The following is a 16,723-nucleotide window of genomic DNA, read 5'->3' as shown; positions in this document are numbered from 1 at the left end:
ACGCTCACCTTCGGATTAACCGGCGTTTGCCTTCACGATGTCATCGATCAGCTTGTTGACCGGATCGAGGCTAATTTCACGGGCGTTACTTTCATAAGCCGGGCTGCTACGCACCTGGCTTGCCAGGATCTGACCGTCGCGGTTGGCGGTGTCAACCGTCACCAGCGTTGACAGGCCGATACGCAGCGGGTGATCCGCCAGCTGCTTAGCATCCAGTTCGATACGCACGGGCAGACGCTGTACGACTTTGATCCAGTTACCGGTGGCGTTCTGCGCAGGCAGCAGGGAGAAGGCGCTGCCGGTCCCCATATCCAGACCCACCACTTTCCCGGTGTACTTCACGTCATCGCCATAGATGTCGCTGACAACCGTCGCGGTCTGGCCGATACGCATATGGGCAAGCTGCGTCTCTTTAAAGTTGGCGTCGACCCACAGGTTGTCTGCCGGTACGACCGCCATCAGCGGCGTGGTCGGGCTAATCTGCGCCCCAGGCTGAACGGAACGACGGGAGACATAGCCGGTCATGGGGCTGACGATTTTAGTACGCTGGAGGGCAAGCCACGCGTTGCGCACTTCGGTCGCCGCCTGCTGAACGGCAGGCTGGTTTTCCAGGCTGGTGCCCAGCACCATCGCCTGGTTGGCGTTGTACTGTTGAATGGCCACATCCAGCTGTGCCTGAGCGCTGGCGACGGCGTCGCGGGCGTGCTGCAGCTCTTCACGGCCAATCAGGTTGGCCGTGCCGAGCGGCACGCGGCGGTTCAGGTCGCTCTGCGCCTGTGCGAGTGCGGTTTTCTGCACGTCGATGTTGGCCTGCAGCTGCTTGCTGTTGATCATCAGCTGGCGGGTCTGACGGACGCTGGAGGCCAGCGCGGTCTGTGCTTTTTCAAACGCCTGCTGGGCGTCGGTTGGATCGAGGGTCACCAACACATCGCCTTTTTGCACAAAGTCGGTATTGTCAGCCCAGACTTTCGTCACGCTGCCCGACACCTGCGCCATAATTTGTACCTGGTTCCCTGCCACGTACGCGTCGTCAGTCTCTTCAGCATGACGCAGTACTAAAAACCAATAGATCCCATATGCCACGGCAATAATGATAAAGAGCAAGGTCAACAGAAGAAGGGCGCTCTTACGTTTGCCTTTCTTGTTGGCCGGTTGCTGCGGGGTAGTGCTCTCCGCATTTGCGCTCATTGTAGTTCTCCACGATCTTCTTATTTTCACATCGGCTGAGCCGACCTGTTGTCAGAAAGGCCAGCAGTGTGACGTGCTGGCCTGTCGGTTTTCTTATGAATCTGGAATGGTGAGCGTGTCGTCGCGTTAGCGCAGCGCCTCAAGAACGGCGCCGTCTTCATCCATCTGGTCCAGACGGGTGAGCAGCTTGCGAGTGATGTGCTCAAGCTGGTCACGCTCGGCGGTGCTGAGGGCGGACCAGAGTTTGTGCAGGCAATTGTGCTGAGGTGGCAGCACCTCGCGCAGGAACTGGTGACCTTTATCGGTCAGTTGCAGATGCAGGCAGCGGCGATCGTTGTCGCTTTCACGGCGCTCAATCCAGCCACGCTTTTCGAGCTCATCGGCAATTCGGGTCGCATTGGTACGGGAGGAGCCCAGCGCGCAGCTCAGCTCGGAAGGCTGAATGCTGTGGTTTTCCTGAGACTCCAGCGTAATCAACGCCATAAACAATGTCTCGTTAATCCCTTGAGCTTTCAGCATTTTATTACGGTTTTCCAGTAGCTTACCCTGCATGTGCATGCACAGGCGAGTCAGCAGGATTTCCTGGTACGGGAAGTCCTCATGGCGACTGGCGCGGAATTTAAGCATTTGTTCAATGGGCGTAAACGAACTATCCATTTGGGCATAACCTCATTAATTACAGCCGATATAGTAACGATAGTGACAAATAATGTAAATGAATTATTTGTGCGGTTATATCCGCCAAATTAATGTCACCATCAGAAAGCGCCGGGTAAGTCCGTGACCCGGTGAGCACAGAAAGCGTAGGGTGTGAACCCGCTGAAGAGAGGATGTGAGGACGGGGGTCTGAACTATTCATGCCAATTGTAAATATGTCACCCACATTAAAATTTCTGGGATAAATGATTACGTTTACATTAACAGAGTGAAGGGCCTCTTAACACCCTAAGAGGCCAACGCAATGTAAAACTTAATGAATTGCATCCTGACGATGGTAGCCGCGCCACCATACTAGAAGGTTAAGCGTGGCGACGATGGCGCCGATCGCACATACCCCTGACCAGCCGGCATGCTGCCACGCCGAGGCGGAAATGAGCGAGCCCGCCGCGCCGCCAATGAAGTAGCTGGTCATGTACCCGGCCGTCAGGCGGTTACGCGCCTCTGGCTTCACGCGATAGATGACGGTCTGATTGGTGATGTGAACGCCCTGCACGGTGAGATCGAGCACCAGGATACCGACGATCAGCGCCAGCACCGAGACGTGCCCATACCAGATTGCCGCCCAGGAGAGCAGGAGTAATATCAGCCCCGCGGAGGTGGTCAGGTGGGATTTGCCCTTGTCGGCCAGCCCGCCTGCGGGACGCGCGCCCAGTGCGCCTGCGGCACCGGCCAGACCGAACAGGCCAATCACCCCTTCGGAATAATTGAACGGCGGCGCGGCCAGCAGAAACGCCATCGACGTCCACAGAATGCTGAAGTTGGCGAAGGTAAAGCAGCCCAGCAGGGCGCGGGTGCGCAGAAGTTTATCCTGGGTGAACAGGCTGAAAACGGAGGCCAGCAGCTGCGGGTAATTCAGGTGATTTTCCTGCTTCACTTTTGGCAGCCCGCGCCACAGCGCCAGCGCCATGACGACCATCAGCACGCTCGCCACCCAGTATACGGTGCGCCAGCCGCCGAGGCTTGCCAGCAGCCCGGCAACGGTACGCGCCAGCAAAATCCCCAGCAGCAGGCCGCTCATGATGGTGCCCACCACCTTGCCGCGTTTTTCCGGGGAGGCGAGGGTCGCCGCGAGCGGAACCAGGATTTGCGCGACCACGGAGAACAACCCCGTCAGCGCGGTACCGATAATCATCATCGTCAGCGACTGGCTGCTGGCGGTGATCAGCATCCCACCGGCGGCCAGCAGGGTCATGGAGACGATCAGCAGTCGGCGTTCAAACATATCGCCGAGCGGCACCAGGAACAGCAGCCCGGCGGCATAGCCAAGCTGGGCGGCGGTGACAATAAAGCCTGCTGAACTGGCGGAAAGGTCAAACGCGCGGGCGATGGTGTCGAGAAGAGGTTGCGCGTAATAGTTGCTGGCGACGGCCAGACCCGTGGCCACGGACATTAAAAGAATGAGTGCGGGGCTAAGCCCTTGAGCTGTTTTTGTCATTAGTTTCAGGAATCGTTAGTTAAGTGATTATTTTTCCGGAAACCATAATAGCGAATGATTGTGAATGTTGGGGGATTGTTATGTGTGTGTTTGTGCGGTTAGCCCTCACCCTCTCCCCTTTGGGATGTACAGGGGAGAGGGGGAGGGGGAGGGTTTTGTTTTTACTTCTGCGCCGCCAGCGCCTCTTTCACCCAGCCGTCAAACTGCTGCTGGTGGGCTTTGATCCAGCCGTCGACGTGGCCTTTGACATCTGCCTCAGACGATTTACCCGCGTGCATCATCGCGTTCTGGGCGTTGATATCCGCCAGCGGCAGCTTCATCACCGAGAACAGCTTCGCCGCGGCCGGGTTTTTCTCGGCCCAGGCTTTGTTCGCCACGATATGCATGGTGTTCACCGGGAAGCCGTAGTTCATGCCGTTCGGCAGTTTGGTGTCGATATCTTTCTGCTCGCCCGGCAGGGAGGAGAACGGCACCTGCAGCCACACCACGTCTTTCCCCGGCTTCAGCACGTCGCTCACCCAGTATGGCGTCCAGGTGTAGTAAATCACCGGTTTACCCTCTTTGAAGCGGGCAATGGTGTCGGCCATCATCGCAGAATAGTTGCCGTGGCTCACGTCGACCGTTTTCGCCAGATCGAACGCCTTGTTCTGGTGGTTAATCACCGCTTCACAGCCCCAGCCCGGCGAGCAGCCCATCATGTCGGCCTTGCCGTCACCGTTGGTGTCGAACAGTTTGGCGATCTTCGGATCTTTCAGCTGTTCGATATTGGTGATGTGGTACTGGTCGGCGGTTTTCTTGTCGATCAGATATCCCTGCGCCGCGCCGGTGACAAAGGTGCCTTCACGATAGAATTTCTTGTCGCCACCGGCGGCGGCATACATGTCGTCGTGCAGCGGCTGCCAGTTCACGGCGGTGAAGGTGGCGTCACCGGAGGCAATCGAGGTATAGCCCACGTTGTAATCCACTTCGCTCGGCGTGTTAACCGTGTAGCCGAGTTTTTCCAGCGCGCGGCTGACGATCAGGGTCTGGAAGCTCTCTTCCGAAATGGTGCTCTGCACCGGCTGCACGGTAATGCCTTTGCCCGGCAGATCAGCCGCGAACGTGCTGGTGGAGACAAGGGTGGCAAACGCTGTGGCAAAAAGGACGTTATGTCGCATCGTTGTTCCTTATTTTGATTTCGTGAAAGGGCGGGTGAGTAACCCGACAGGGCCGGTGGAATACCAGCGACGGTTGCCGCGACTGCGTGAATCGCGACCGACGGCCTGGGTCAGACGGTCAAGAATAATGGCGAGGATCACGATCCCGACGCCGCCGACGGTGGCCAGCCCCATATCGAGACGGCCAATGCCGCGCAGCACCATCTGACCGAGACCGCCAACGGCGATCATCGAGGCAATCACCACCATCGACAGGGCCAGCATCAGCGTCTGGTTAACGCCCGCCATGATGGTTGGCATGGCCAACGGGAGCTGAACCTTAAACAGCATCTGGCGCGGGCTGGCACCGAACGAGCGTGACGCTTCGATCAGGTCCGCAGGCACCTGGTTGATCCCGAGAATGGTCAGACGAATAATCGGCGGCAGGGCAAAGATAATGGTGACCACCACGCCCGGCACGTTGCCGATGCCGAACAGCATCACAATCGGCACCAGATAGACGAAGGCCGGGGTGGTCTGCATTGCATCCAGCAGCGGACGGATAATCTTCGCTGCCCGCGGGCTGCGCGCCAGCCAGATCCCCATCGGCAGGCCGATGACGATGCAGAAGAGCAGGGCGGTCAGCACCAGCGCCAGGGTGATCATCGCCTGCGACCAGGCCCCAATCGCGCCGATGGCAATCAGCGAAATCAGCGTGGCGACACCCATGCCGGCGCTGCCAAACTGCCAGGCGATCAGGGAGAACAGGATAATCGCCACCGGTGCCGGCATGCCCAGCATCAGCTGCTGGAAGCCGTTCAGGATGTAATCCACCGGGATGCGGATCCCCTGGAACACCGGGCGGAAGTGCGTCACCACCCAGTCGATCCCCTCCGTGACCCAACTGTCCAGCGGGATCAGCGTTTTATGGAACGGGTCCATGATGTTGAAGTGTTCTGGCGCAGGCGCGGGGGCGCTGTTCAGCCAGTCTGCCGCGCCGCCGCCGCCGTCGGCGGGGGCTGGCGTGGAACCCCACGCGTCGGCGGATTGTGCAGCGTTATCCGCCGCTTCAGTGGTACCCCACGGGTTAGTTTGGTCAGCCATTGTTTGCCCCCTCGCGATCTAAAGCCTGCAGCAGCATCCGCTTTGAGATGATGCCGACGTACTGTTGTTCCTCACCCACGACCGGCACGGCGCACGGCGCCTGCCCTACGTGAGAGAGCAACTCGCTGAGCGGCGTTTCGGCGTCCACGGCAAGCGGAGCGTCAATCAACGCCGCATCGATCCCCTGGTTTTCGCTGAGCGCGGTTTTCAGAGAGTCGATGGAGACAACGCCGACAAATTTATTGCCGCGTTCAACCAGATAACCGTATTCACGGTCTTCGTCCTGCAGCAGCTTAAGCGCCGAGCGCGGACCGAAGCCTGGGGTTTTACGAATAATGCCGTTTGGCGTTCGACGGGCAATATCTTTGGCGCTAAAGACCTGGCTAATATCCACGCCGCGGAAGAAGGTGCGGACATAATCATTCGCCGGATTATTGAGTATTTCATCCGGCGTGCCGACCTGCACCACTTCACCGTTTTGCATAATGGCAATACGGTCGCCAATACGCATGGCTTCATCCAAATCGTGGGAAATAAAGACAATGGTTCGCTGATGTTTAGCCTGTAATTTTACCAGCTCATCCTGCATCTCGGTGCGAATTAACGGATCGAGGGCGGAGAAAGCTTCGTCCATTAATAAAATGTCTGGATTAATGGCTAATGCGCGGGCTAATCCCACGCGCTGACGCATACCGCCGGAAAGTTCGTCCGGGTACGCATGCGCATAATTTTCCAGCCCAACCTGACGCAGGGCATCAAGGGCTTTTTCCTGACGTTCCTGCGCAGGCGTTCCGGCTAATTCCATGCCGAAGGCGGTATTATCCAGTACCGTCATGTGCGGCATCAGCGCGAATGACTGGAATACCATCGCAATCTTCTTTCTGCGCACCTCGCGAAGCTCGGCGTCTGATATTCTGGCGATATCCACGCCGTCAATCAGTACCTGTCCGCGGGTGGGTTCAATCAGGCGATTGAGAAGGCGAACCATAGTGGATTTACCCGAACCGGATAATCCCATGATGACAAAAATCTCGCCTTCTTCAATGGCCAGACTGGCGTCTTTAACGCCAAGCGATAGCCCGGTTTTTTCCAGAATTTGCTCTTTCGAAAGGCCTTTCTCAATATATTTGAATGCGCGCTGCGGATGCTCGCCAAATACTTTATAAAGATTTTTCACTTCTAATTTAATTGCCATGCAATAGAGAGTGTCCTGTTATTTGTTTATGTCGATATGATTACCATGGTAAATTGTTAACGGGCATAACCCTAACATACTGAGAATCTGAGACAACCCTGGGTTTGCTTATGACGTGAATTTTCAGGGAAGCGAAACGGCTGAATTTCCCATGAGTAAAGGGCTGAGCGTGATCTGAATTTTTCTCAATTTTTTGCTGTGGCGCAGGAGAATTTCGCCTGAATCGGGTGATTCAGGCGAATATGACGCAGAAATGACAGTGTAGTTGCTTTGTAAATATTAGAGAGGAAGTGTTGGGTTTATATTAAATTAACGAACGTTAACGTTCATTAAAAATCCCAGTCTTCATCCTCAGTTTCCACCGCTTTGCCCATCACGTACGATGAACCCGACCCGGAGAAGAAATCGTGGTTTTCGTCGGCGTTGGGCGACAGCGCGGACAGAATCGCCGGGTTCACCTCCGCCATCTCCGGTGGGAAAAGCGCCTCGTAACCCAGGTTCATCAGCGCCTTGTTGGCGTTGTAGCAGAGGAAGGCCTTCACGTCTTCCTCCCAGCCGGTACTAGCGTAGAGTTCTTCGGTATAGCTCAGCTCGTTGTCGTACAGATCCATCAGCAAATCGAGCGCAAACCCTTTGAGCTCCTCTCGCTCCGCGTCGCTGACCTTTTCCAGCCCTTTCTGATACTTATAGCCGATGTAATACCCGTGCACCGCTTCATCCCGGATGATGAGGCGAATCAAATCGGCGGTGTTGGTGAGCTTGCCCCTGCTCGACCAGTACATGGGCAGCCAGAAGCCGGAATAGAAGAGGAAGGATTCCAGAAACACGCTGGCGATCTTCTTCTTCAGCGGCTCGTCGGCCCGATAATACGTCAGCACCAGCTCCGCCTTTCTCTGTAGTGACTCGCTCGCTTCACTCCATGCGTAGGCTGCGTCCACGTCTTTGGTCTGGCACAGCGTGGAGAAAATCGAGCTGTAGGAGCGGGCGTGCACCGCCTCCATAAAGCTGATGTTCGACATCACCGCCTCTTCGTGTGGCGTCAGCGCGTCACTCATCAGAGCCGGTGCGCCGACGGTATTTTGAATGGTGTCGAGCAGCGTCAGGCCGGTAAAGACGCGGATCGTCAGCTGCTGCTCGGCGTGGCTCAGGGTTTGCCAGGCCGGAATATCGTTGGAGAGCGGGACCTTTTCCGGCAGCCAGAAGTTGCTGGTCAGGCGGTTCCATACCTCCAGGTCTTTATCGTCCTGGATTTTGTTCCAGTTAACGGCACTCACGCGTGACAGTTTCATCCTTTCTCCTTACAGCGCGCAGGACACGCAGCCTTCAATTTCGGTGCCTTCCAGCGCAAGCTGGCGCAGGCGAATGTAGTAGAGCGTTTTGATGCCTTTCTTCCAGGCGTAGATCTGCGCTTTGTTGATGTCCCGCGTGGTGGCGGTATCCGGGAAGAACAGCGTCAGCGACAGCCCCTGATCCACGTGTTTCGTCGCCTCGGCGTAGGTATCGATGATTTTTTCCGGGCCAATCTCGTATGCGTCCTGATACAGAGCCAGGTTCTCGTTGGTCATAAACGGGGCAGGGTAGTAAACGCGTCCGGTTTTGCCTTCTTTACGAATTTCAATTTTCGACACGATCGGGTGAATGCTCGACGTGGCGTGATTGATGTAGGAGATCGAACCGGTTGGCGGTACGGCCTGCAGGTTCTGGTTGTAGATGCCGTAGCGCATCACGTCATCACGCAACTGCTGCCACATCGCGCGCGTCGGCAGCACAATTTCGGCGCGAGCAAACAGTTCGCGTACTTTTTCGGTTTTCGGCTGCCAGTCGCCTTCAAGATACGGGCTAAAATACGCTCCGCTGGCGTAGCGGGATTGCTCAAAGCCCGCGAAACGCTGGTTGCGCTCGCGCGCCAGCATCATCGAGGTATGCAGCGCGTGCCAGGTGACGGTATAAAAATAGAGGTTGGTGAAGTCCAGCCCTTCCGGACTGCCGTAGGCGATGCCCTCCCGCGCCAGATAGCCGTGGAGGTTCATCTGCCCCAGCCCGATAGCGTGCGACGCAGCGTTGCCCGCTTCGATGGACGGTACGCTGCGGATGTGGCTCATGTCCGACACCGCCGTCAGCCCGCGAATGGCGGTTTCTATCGTGCGGCCAAAGTCGGGTGAATCCATGGTGTGGGCGATATTCAGCGACCCGAGGTTGCAGGAGATGTCTTTGCCGATCTCCGCATAGTCCAGATTCTCGTCATAGCCGGACGCGCTGTTGACCTGCAAAATCTCCGAGCACAGGTTGCTCATGTTGATGCGCCCGGCAATCGGGTTCGCGCGGTTTACCGTATCTTCGTACATGATGTACGGATAGCCGGACTCAAACTGAATTTCGGCAAGCGTCTGGAAGAAATCGCGGGCGTTGATATATTTTTTGCGAATGCGCTCGTCGGCTACCAGCACGTCATAAAGTTCGCTGATGGCCACGTCGCCAAAGGCTTTGCCATAGATTCGCTCAACGTCATACGGCGAGAAGAGCGCCATCTCGGCATTCTCTTTGGCCAGTTTAAAGGTGATATCCGGGATCACCACGCCAAGCGACAGGGTTTTGATACGGATTTTTTCGTCGGCGTTTTCGCGCTTGGTATCGAGGAAACGCAGAATGTCCGGATGATGCGCATGCAGGTAAACCGCTCCCGCGCCCTGGCGCGCGCCAAGCTGGTTAGCATAGGAGAACGCATCCTCCAGCATTTTCATCACCGGGATCACGCCCGAGGACTGGTTTTCGATGCGCTTGATCGGCGCGCCCGCTTCGCGCAGGTTAGAGAGCAAAAACGCCACGCCGCCGCCGCGTTTGGAAAGCTGCAGCGCCGAGTTCACCGCGCGGCCAATCGACTCCATATTATCTTCGATACGTAGCAGGAAGCAGGAGACCAGCTCACCGCGCTGGGCTTTGCCGCAGTTGAGAAAGGTGGGCGTGGCGGGCTGGAAGCGGCCGGAGAGGATCTCGTCGGTGAGCTGTTGCGCCAGCGCTTCATCGCCCTGCGCCAGGGTCAGCGCGACCATCACCACGCGATCTTCAAAGCTTTCTAAGTAGCGCTTACCGTCAAAGGTTTTCAGGGTGTAGCTGGTGTAGAACTTCCACGCGCCAAGGAACGTCTGGAAACGAAAGCCGCTGGCGTGGGCGCGTTCAAACAGCTTCACGACGAAGGCGCGTTCGTAGCGGGTGAGGACGCGCGCGTCGTAGTATCCCTCGTTAATCAGATGGTCGAGACGTTCATTCTGGCTCGTAAAGGTCACGCTGTTGGGCCGCACGTGGGCGGCAAAAAAGGCGTCCACCGCCTCACGGTCTTTATCAAACTGAATGCGTCCCTCCCGGTCGTAGAGGTTAAGCATCGCGTTTAATGCGTGGTAATCCGGCGTCGCCTGCATTACCCGTTCTGCGGTTGTCGTTGCCAAAATTCGTTCACTCCTTTACGCACGTTTTCGACGTCCTGCTGCGTCCCCATCAGCTCAAAGCGATAGAGATACGGCACGCCGCATTTTTGAGAGATGACATCTCCGGCGCGGCCAAAGGCGTCGCCGAAATTGCGATTCCCCGCCGCAATGACGCCGCGGATCAGCTCCCGGTTATGAGGATCGTTCAGAAAGCGGATCACCTGGCGAGGCACTGCGCCCGCCGTGCCGCCTCCGCCATAGCTGGGCACCACCAGAATGTAAGGTTCCTCTACCCGGATCCGCTCCCGCTCGTTAAGCGGAATGCGCACCGCAGGCAGCCCGACGCGCTCAATAAAACGGAGCGTGTTTTCCGAGCTGCTGGAGAAGAACACCAGTCTGCTCATGCCCGTGCGGCCTGCGCGGCGATGCGGTTGATCATGTCCGGGCGGAAGCCAGACCAGCTGGTCTCCCCGGCCACCACAACTGGAAGCTGACGGAAACCCTGCGCGCGAAGGGTATCGGCGGCCTCGGGCTGCTGGTCAATATTCACCATCTCAAACGCCACGCCGCGGCTTTCCATCGCCCGTTTGGTCGCGTGGCACTGAACACAATCGTTACGAGTGTAAATAATAATGCTCATGATTCGTATTTCCATTTAAAATGAGAGAACGGCGCGAGTCATCGCGTCAGGTTGTGTGTGTCTTGCTAAAAGGAATACTAGATGTAGTTGTCTTAAGTTTCAACCATACAAGATATGGGAAATTCAGATTGATGTTGTCACGATGATGAGCTCAGCGGGGCAGGGCAGGCTATACGGGTTTTACAGGCAAGAAGGCAAAGAAAAGCCCCGGCAGCCACTGACCTCCGGGGCAGATAACGGTGCGTGAGCGGGTTATTTACGCAGGCTAAGCAGAGCGCCCACAAAGATACCGACTGCCGCTACCGTGCCGAGCGTACAGAGCGGTTTCTCGCGCACGAAGGTCGTTGCGCAGCTGACCGCATCGCAGGCAGCCTGTGTCGTACGCGTGCGGCCGTTTAAGCGTGCGCGGGTTTCACGGAGCAGAGACTGAGCCTTACGTTTTGCGGCATCCGCTTCGTCCTTCGCGTCACTTCCCCAGGATTTCAGCACCTCTTCCAGCGTGTCCGCTAATTGGCTGACATCATTACGAATATCCTGCGCATCGTCATTAATATCGTTTCGGTTCGGTCTGTTAAACATACGATCCTCCGTAATTTTGCGTTCCCGTTCAGTTTAGTTCAGAAATTTAATATCTGAAGCGCATCACGCGTTATCTGGCAGTTTATGGACTATTCTGAAAGCCCTGCTAATGCTGAATACTGTAAGGTTGCCGGGCAGGAAAAGATAACGAGGAAAAGATATGTATTTACGACCTGATGAGGTGGCGCGCGTTCTTGAAAAAGAGGGATTCACCATGGATGAGGTGACGCCAAAAGCGTATGGATATCGCCGTGGCGAGAATTATGTTTACGTTAATCGTGAAGCAAGAATGGGACGTACCGCTCTCATTATTCACCCCACGCTGAAAGACAGAAGCCTGTCATTTGCTGAGCCTGCCTCGGATATTAAAACCTGCGATCACTATCAGCAATTTCCGCTCTATTTAGGCGGAGAGACGCATGAGCATTATGGTATTCCGCATGGTTTCAGCTCGCGTATGGCGCTGGAACGGTTTTTGAAGGGACTGTTTGGCGACGTACAGTAAATTTGCGACTGGCATGCGCCAGTCGCTTCACATCACGCTTTTGCCTGGCTGTACTGGCTGACCTTAAACAGGCGGCGACAGTAGTCGAGGAAATAGCCATATACCGCCCCCATCAGCATTGAAATCACAATATTCGAACTGACCGCCGCAGCGATCTGGTGCCAGTCCGCGCCCACCGTCAGCAGAATGGCCACGTAAACCGGCGACTGGAACGTCACATAGGCCAGAACGTCCGCCAGGTTTTTCACCCAGCCTGCGGGGCTGATACGACGTGCGAAACGCATGACGGCATCGCGGTATAAGCCGTAAGGCCATGCAATAATAATATTGACCGGGATCGCCACCAGACGAGAAGAAAGTGACTGCTCGAAGGTCATTCCGGAGAGGAATATTTCGATCAGCATGTTCACAACGGAACAGTAGACAACCATCGCGAAAGTATCCGCCACGGCATGGCGAAGGCGTGATTGCGGTGAGAACATGTCTGAACTCCTTGAGAAGAACACAAAAGAAACGATTTTCCCGAAGCGATTAGTGCTTTAGGTTGGTTTGTTTGACGTGTATAGCGTATATCTCTATGTTTGAACTAACAACTAGTGATTTATTTTTATTTAAACGCGTTTTGTCCACAAAATTCTCTAAAATTGATGGTTTTTTGTTCGCTTCGTTATAATGTGTCTCGTGTGATGATTTTTTAATGTAAATCAGGGGGTTGTATCTCTTCGCACTGACGAGGGCGTCAACCCGCTTTTGGACAGCGCAGGATGCTGAGATTTTGATTAAGGATGACCATTTATATTGATGGGGTGATTGAATCCATGCGTATCCCACAGGCGTTATAAGATAATATTAAGGGTGGCAGTAAAACATATTTACGCTATTGGCACGGACGCCCCGCGGGTAGATATTTCAGCGGAAATGAATTATTCTGTCGGTGATTTATCTATTTACCCTAAAGAGAAGGTTTTCAAATAATATGTCTTTGACGTTACAGAATCTTAATAATATCCGAACTCTGCGCGCCATGGCACGCGAATTATCCCTGGACGTTCTTGAGGAAATGCTGGAAAAGGTCAGGGTCGTTGCTGAAGAGAAACGTAGTGAGCTGGCGGAATTAGAGCAGCAGCGGGCTGAGCAGCAGGAGAAAATTAATGCCCTGCTGGAACGAATGAAAGCCGATGGTATTTCACCGACCGATCTGCTGGGCTCTGAACTGGGGCAGGCGGGTAAGCCAGTGAAAAAGCGCAAGCCGCGTGATGCCAAATATCGCTTTATTGACCAGAACGGTGAAGAGAAAACGTGGACCGGCCAGGGTCGCACGCCGAAGCCTATTGCCAGCGCGCTGGCAAACGGCAAATCACTGGAAGATTTTCTGATCTAAACAGGTAAACCGGGCGGAACACGCCGCCCGGCATTTTTTCAGCAGACGCCGAAATCACCGTCTTCAGTATACGGCGCCAGATCGGCCGCTTTCAGGGTATATTTCTCGCCTTGCTCATTGCTGGCCTGTACCGCCACAACGCTGTCACCATTCACTTCAAGCACTTTCAGCTTCGGGCCGCCTTTACGCGGTTGAACATAATCACCGACAGAAAACATATTACCTCCTCATCGTTTTAGCGATCTTCACCTTAGCCCACGTATGACGGCGGGTACAGCGTATTTCACCGATTACTGCTTATGAGGTACGACGGTTCCAGGGCATCACCTTGAGCAGCCTCGCCATGCCGCAAAAACCGGTCACACCGGCGAACAGCAGCCCGGCTCCTACGAAGCCGCTGAGCAGGAAAAAGCCGTCGGAGACGCTATAGCCGAGCACCACGCCGCAGAGAATGAGCAGCCCGGCGGCAATTTGCACCTGACGCATCAGCGGCAGCGGCTGGGTTTTGTCTTCGACAGTCTGCAGACCCGCCTGCTTCCAGCCCTGAATGCCCCCTTCGACCACCAGTGCCTGAGCGGGGGCGGCAGCCTGCGCAAGGCGATCGGCATTGCCTGAGGTGCGGGCGCCAGACTGGCAGTGAAAAATCACCGTTTCGCCCGCGTGCGTTTTAAGTCCACCGGGTAAGGTATCCAGCGGCATGGACTGCGCGGCGGGAATATGCTCGCGGGCGTACTCGTCGGCATCACGAATATCAATCAGCTTTGCACCTTCAGCGATGCGGGCGCTGGCCTCGCGCGGCGAAATAAGGGGAAGTGACATGGCGGCTCCTTACGGGCAATAAAGGGTTTTCAGGGTGCTGATGAGCTGATGCACCGCATCGTTTTTAATGAAATAGCGAATGCGCTGCGCCTCGCGGGTACTGTCAATCAGACCTTCCTCACGCATGCGCGCCAGATGCTGCGACGTGGCGGAAGGGCTTAGCCCCGTCGCGCGGGCCAGTTCCCCCGCGCTGGTGCCGGGGGCGCCGCACAGCGTGCAGAGGATCAGCAGGCGACGCGGATTGCTCATCGCTTTTAAAAGGTTTGCGGCCTGCTCTGCGCTGGCCTGAAGCTGTTCGAGTTCGGTCATGATAGTTTAGTATTTGCTTAATTAAGTTAATGCTAAAGTAATTCTGCGCCTTTCGCCAGCGTCAAAAGCGTAAAAGAGGGTAAACGCGGGGGAGAGAACTGGCGCAGACAGGTAAACTGGCTATGCTTAGAGAGAGTTCTCTTTATTATTTTCAATGGATTAGCTTGCACGGAGTTTTGATATGGGTTTTTGGCGTATTGTTTTTACCATCCTGTTGCCGCCGCTGGGCGTGCTGTTGGGCAAAGGTTTCGGCTGGGCGTTTATTATCAACATTATTCTGACGCTGCTGGGCTACATCCCGGGTCTTATCCACGCTTTCTGGGTTCAGAGTAAGAGCTAAGCACGCCAGAGTAAGTCGCTGTAGATCCCGGTCAGCACGCCCTGGGGGCCAAACTGCTGTTTGATCCAACGCGTGACCTGGCCGGTCGCGGCATGCTGCGTGGCAAGCAGCATGCGCGAATCCTGACGCGGGTTATTGATACGCCGCGTCACCAGCAGCCCGTCTTCCACCGCTTCCCGCGCCATATACTCCGGTAAAAAACCTATCCCTTCGCCCAGAATCTGACACTGGCATTTGGTATTAAAGTCCGGCACCAGAATCGCCTCCTGTCCGTGTAGCAGCCAGCCCACCTTCTTGTTAATGGTGTGCGCGGTATCTTCCACCATGATGTTGGGGTACAGGCGCAGCTGGCTTTCCGCTATCGGTTCCGGAACAAACGCCAGCGGGTGCGCCGGCGCGATGGCAAACACCCAGCGAATGGCGCCGATCTCGGTGTAGTCAATTCCGCCGCCGTCGAGCAGCGTGTCCGGTGCGCCAATGGCGATATTGGCCTGGTTGTTGATGATGGAGTCCCATACGCCGTTATAGACTTCGGTGGTGACGGTGATCTGGCAGGTGGGAAACTGCTTTTTCAGCACCTGCAGCAGCCGCGCGGTATGGCGCGGCGTATACAACAGCTGGTTGATACAGATGCGTACCCGCGCCTCGATACCCTGTGAGATGGTATCAATCCCGCGCTTGATGGCGTGAAAGTCGTTAAGCAGGTCGGTGGCTTTGCGGTAAAAGTAAAAGCCGGACTCGGTCAGCTCAATGCTGCGCGTGTTACGCACGAACAGCACCACGTCCAGCCCGGTCTCCATGCGCTTAATGGTGTAGCTGATGGCGGAGGTGGTGACGCCCAGTTCGGCGGCGGCTTTGCTGAAGCTGCCAAAGCGGGCGGCGGTGGTGAAGGCCAGCAGGTTCTCTTCGGTAAAGATGGAATTCATATCACGGCTCCGTCAGACATCAGTTTTGAACATATTTTAACAACGCTGTTACAACGCATTTGAAGCCGATCACAGTTCTGACGCTTTGCCGAAAGCCCTGGTGTATAAGGCTTTTATCAGACATAAGCATAATGCGTTTTGACGCGCTAAAAAGCGGTTAAACATAAGAAAAAGGTTGCACAGACGCACGTTTTGATCGAACTGTTGAATTTAACTCAACAATGAATTGACTGTCGATGAATCATTTTTAAGCGGATTCTTTTATGACCAGGCTGTTGCTATTCTCAGGTCAACAGAAAGAAAAACATCGGGAGTCTGAATATGTCTGCAACTGAACTGGTTACGGAATTTCTGCTGGCGGCAGAAGAGGGCAATAGCGATGCGCTAAAAGCCTGTCTGGAGAAAGGCGTGGATATTAACGCCACTAACCGCCAGAAAAGAACCGCCGTTACGATTGCCAGCCTGAAAAAACACTATTCCTGCGTAGAATTTTTAATTGCCGCCGGGGCAGATATTGATAAACAGGATCAGACCTGCTTTAACCCTTTCCTCATTAGCTGCCTGACCAATGATTTAACCCTCCTGCGGCTGGTATTACCCGCGAATCCGGATCTCGACCGCCTGACGCGTTTTGGCGGCGTGGGCATTACGCCTGCCAGTGAAAAAGGGCACGTGGAGATCGTGCGCGAGTTGCTGGAAAAAACCGATATCAACGTTAACCACACCAACTTTGTCGGCTGGACGCCGCTGCTGGAAGCCATTGTGTTAAACGACGGCGGTGCGAAACAGCAGGCGATCGTGAAGCTGCTGCTGGATCACGGCGCGAACCCGCATATGACCGACAAATACGGCAAAACCCCGCTCGAACTGGCTCGGGAGAAAGGCTTCACTGAGATTGCCGACCTGCTGCTGGCGGCGGGCGCGTAAAACAATCGGTCAGCCCGTTCCGGCTGGCCGCTAATTAAATAAAGCATTTTTTACCGACGTGCATTGTGCACGACGGCGGCCCCCTTTTATCCGCGAA

At 55.5% G+C, this 16,723-nt stretch carries 20 protein-coding genes; 4 read left to right on the top strand and 16 right to left on the bottom strand.

Annotation, left to right across the window (positions count from 1 at the left end; all coding sequences use genetic code 11):
• Positions 1–15: 15 nt before the first annotated feature.
• From emrA to ABFV38_RS17025, 11 genes are all read right to left on the bottom strand, one after another.
• Positions 16–1,188, bottom strand: a complete 1,173-nt coding sequence (emrA, locus tag ABFV38_RS17075; protein ID WP_045909303.1) for a multidrug efflux MFS transporter periplasmic adaptor subunit EmrA — start codon at positions 1,186–1,188, stop codon at positions 16–18.
• Between the two features lie 126 nt (positions 1,189–1,314).
• Positions 1,315–1,845, bottom strand: a complete 531-nt coding sequence (gene mprA, locus ABFV38_RS17070) for a transcriptional repressor MprA (RefSeq protein ID WP_023308933.1) — start codon at positions 1,843–1,845, stop codon at positions 1,315–1,317.
• Positions 1,846–2,158: 313 nt separating this feature from the next.
• Positions 2,159–3,343 (bottom strand): MFS transporter, encoded by a 1,185-nt coding sequence (locus tag ABFV38_RS17065; protein ID WP_235403478.1) that lies wholly within the window; start codon positions 3,341–3,343, stop codon positions 2,159–2,161.
• Between the two features lie 161 nt (positions 3,344–3,504).
• Positions 3,505–4,500 carry a glycine betaine/L-proline ABC transporter substrate-binding protein ProX gene (gene proX / locus ABFV38_RS17060; RefSeq protein WP_235403479.1) on the bottom strand — a complete coding sequence of 332 codons (996 nt, stop codon included), beginning with the start codon at positions 4,498–4,500 and terminating at the stop codon, positions 3,505–3,507.
• 9 nt (positions 4,501–4,509) lie between these two features.
• Positions 4,510–5,583, bottom strand: a complete 1,074-nt coding sequence (proW, locus tag ABFV38_RS17055; RefSeq protein ID WP_348957631.1) for a glycine betaine/L-proline ABC transporter permease ProW — start codon at positions 5,581–5,583, stop codon at positions 4,510–4,512.
• Positions 5,576–6,778 carry a glycine betaine/L-proline ABC transporter ATP-binding protein ProV gene (proV, locus tag ABFV38_RS17050; protein ID WP_008502574.1) on the bottom strand — a complete coding sequence of 401 codons (1,203 nt, stop codon included), beginning with the start codon at positions 6,776–6,778 and terminating at the stop codon, positions 5,576–5,578. The genes proW and proV overlap by 8 nt, the downstream gene beginning before the upstream one ends.
• A 329-nt stretch (positions 6,779–7,107) precedes the next feature.
• A complete protein-coding gene (nrdF, locus tag ABFV38_RS17045; protein ID WP_348957630.1) occupies positions 7,108–8,067 on the bottom strand; it encodes a class 1b ribonucleoside-diphosphate reductase subunit beta in 960 nt (319 codons plus the stop codon).
• Between the two features lie 9 nt (positions 8,068–8,076).
• The gene (gene nrdE, locus ABFV38_RS17040; protein ID WP_348957629.1) at positions 8,077–10,221 is read right to left on the bottom strand and encodes a class 1b ribonucleoside-diphosphate reductase subunit alpha; all 2,145 of its coding nucleotides are present in this window, start codon (positions 10,219–10,221) and stop codon (positions 8,077–8,079) included.
• Positions 10,194–10,604: a class Ib ribonucleoside-diphosphate reductase assembly flavoprotein NrdI gene (nrdI, locus tag ABFV38_RS17035; protein WP_024907682.1), complete on the bottom strand. Its 411-nt coding sequence runs from the start codon at positions 10,602–10,604 to the stop codon at positions 10,194–10,196. Before nrdI ends, nrdE begins: the two co-directional genes overlap by 28 nt.
• Positions 10,601–10,840 (bottom strand): glutaredoxin-like protein NrdH, encoded by a 240-nt coding sequence (gene nrdH, locus ABFV38_RS17030; RefSeq protein ID WP_008502570.1) that lies wholly within the window; start codon positions 10,838–10,840, stop codon positions 10,601–10,603. Before nrdH ends, nrdI begins: the two co-directional genes overlap by 4 nt.
• Positions 10,841–11,092: 252 nt before the next feature.
• A complete protein-coding gene (locus ABFV38_RS17025; RefSeq protein WP_008502569.1) occupies positions 11,093–11,419 on the bottom strand; it encodes a DUF883 domain-containing protein in 327 nt (108 codons plus the stop codon).
• A 160-nt stretch (positions 11,420–11,579) separates the two neighbouring features.
• Between ABFV38_RS17025 and ABFV38_RS17020 the strand changes: the two genes are divergently transcribed.
• The gene (locus tag ABFV38_RS17020; RefSeq protein WP_008502568.1) at positions 11,580–11,924 is read left to right on the top strand and encodes a DUF2002 family protein; all 345 of its coding nucleotides are present in this window, start codon (positions 11,580–11,582) and stop codon (positions 11,922–11,924) included.
• 32 nt (positions 11,925–11,956) lie between these two features.
• Here the strand turns inward: ABFV38_RS17020 and alaE are convergent, their stop codons facing one another.
• Entirely contained in the window at positions 11,957–12,406 is a 450-nt protein-coding gene (gene alaE / locus ABFV38_RS17015) for an L-alanine exporter AlaE (protein ID WP_023617655.1), read from the bottom strand.
• Positions 12,407–12,900: 494 nt separating this feature from the next.
• Between alaE and stpA the strand changes: the two genes are divergently transcribed.
• Positions 12,901–13,305 carry a DNA-binding protein StpA gene (gene stpA, locus ABFV38_RS17010; RefSeq protein ID WP_048029252.1) on the top strand — a complete coding sequence of 135 codons (405 nt, stop codon included), beginning with the start codon at positions 12,901–12,903 and terminating at the stop codon, positions 13,303–13,305.
• Positions 13,306–13,343: 38 nt separating this feature from the next.
• Here stpA and ABFV38_RS17005 read toward each other — a convergent pair whose 3' ends face one another.
• From ABFV38_RS17005 to ABFV38_RS16995, 3 genes are all read right to left on the bottom strand, one after another.
• Entirely contained in the window at positions 13,344–13,523 is a 180-nt protein-coding gene (locus ABFV38_RS17005; protein WP_048029253.1) for a hypothetical protein, read from the bottom strand.
• A gap of 79 nt (positions 13,524–13,602) precedes the next feature.
• A complete protein-coding gene (locus ABFV38_RS17000) occupies positions 13,603–14,124 on the bottom strand; it encodes a rhodanese family protein (protein WP_234084990.1) in 522 nt (173 codons plus the stop codon).
• A gap of 9 nt (positions 14,125–14,133) precedes the next feature.
• Positions 14,134–14,433, bottom strand: coding sequence for a metalloregulator ArsR/SmtB family transcription factor (locus ABFV38_RS16995; RefSeq protein WP_048029255.1), 300 nt, complete (start codon positions 14,431–14,433; stop codon positions 14,134–14,136).
• A gap of 181 nt (positions 14,434–14,614) precedes the next feature.
• Between ABFV38_RS16995 and ABFV38_RS16990 the strand changes: the two genes are divergently transcribed.
• The gene (locus tag ABFV38_RS16990) at positions 14,615–14,773 is read left to right on the top strand and encodes a YqaE/Pmp3 family membrane protein (RefSeq protein ID WP_045909293.1); all 159 of its coding nucleotides are present in this window, start codon (positions 14,615–14,617) and stop codon (positions 14,771–14,773) included.
• On the opposite strand, the gene ABFV38_RS16985 is transcribed toward ABFV38_RS16990, so the two are convergent.
• Positions 14,770–15,699: a LysR substrate-binding domain-containing protein gene (locus ABFV38_RS16985; RefSeq protein WP_045909292.1), complete on the bottom strand. Its 930-nt coding sequence runs from the start codon at positions 15,697–15,699 to the stop codon at positions 14,770–14,772. The two genes, ABFV38_RS16990 and ABFV38_RS16985, sit on opposite strands and share 4 nt — an antisense overlap.
• 321 nt (positions 15,700–16,020) lie before the next feature.
• Between ABFV38_RS16985 and ABFV38_RS16980 the strand changes: the two genes are divergently transcribed.
• Positions 16,021–16,626, top strand: coding sequence for an ankyrin repeat domain-containing protein (locus ABFV38_RS16980; protein ID WP_111967733.1), 606 nt, complete (start codon positions 16,021–16,023; stop codon positions 16,624–16,626).
• Positions 16,627–16,723 lie beyond the last annotated feature (97 nt).

The organism is Enterobacter cloacae complex sp. Mu1197, from assembly GCF_040059225.1.
GTDB classification, from domain to species: Bacteria; Pseudomonadota; Gammaproteobacteria; order Enterobacterales; family Enterobacteriaceae; genus Enterobacter; species Enterobacter quasiroggenkampii.
This window is presented reverse-complemented; position numbering and strand designations above follow the sequence as displayed.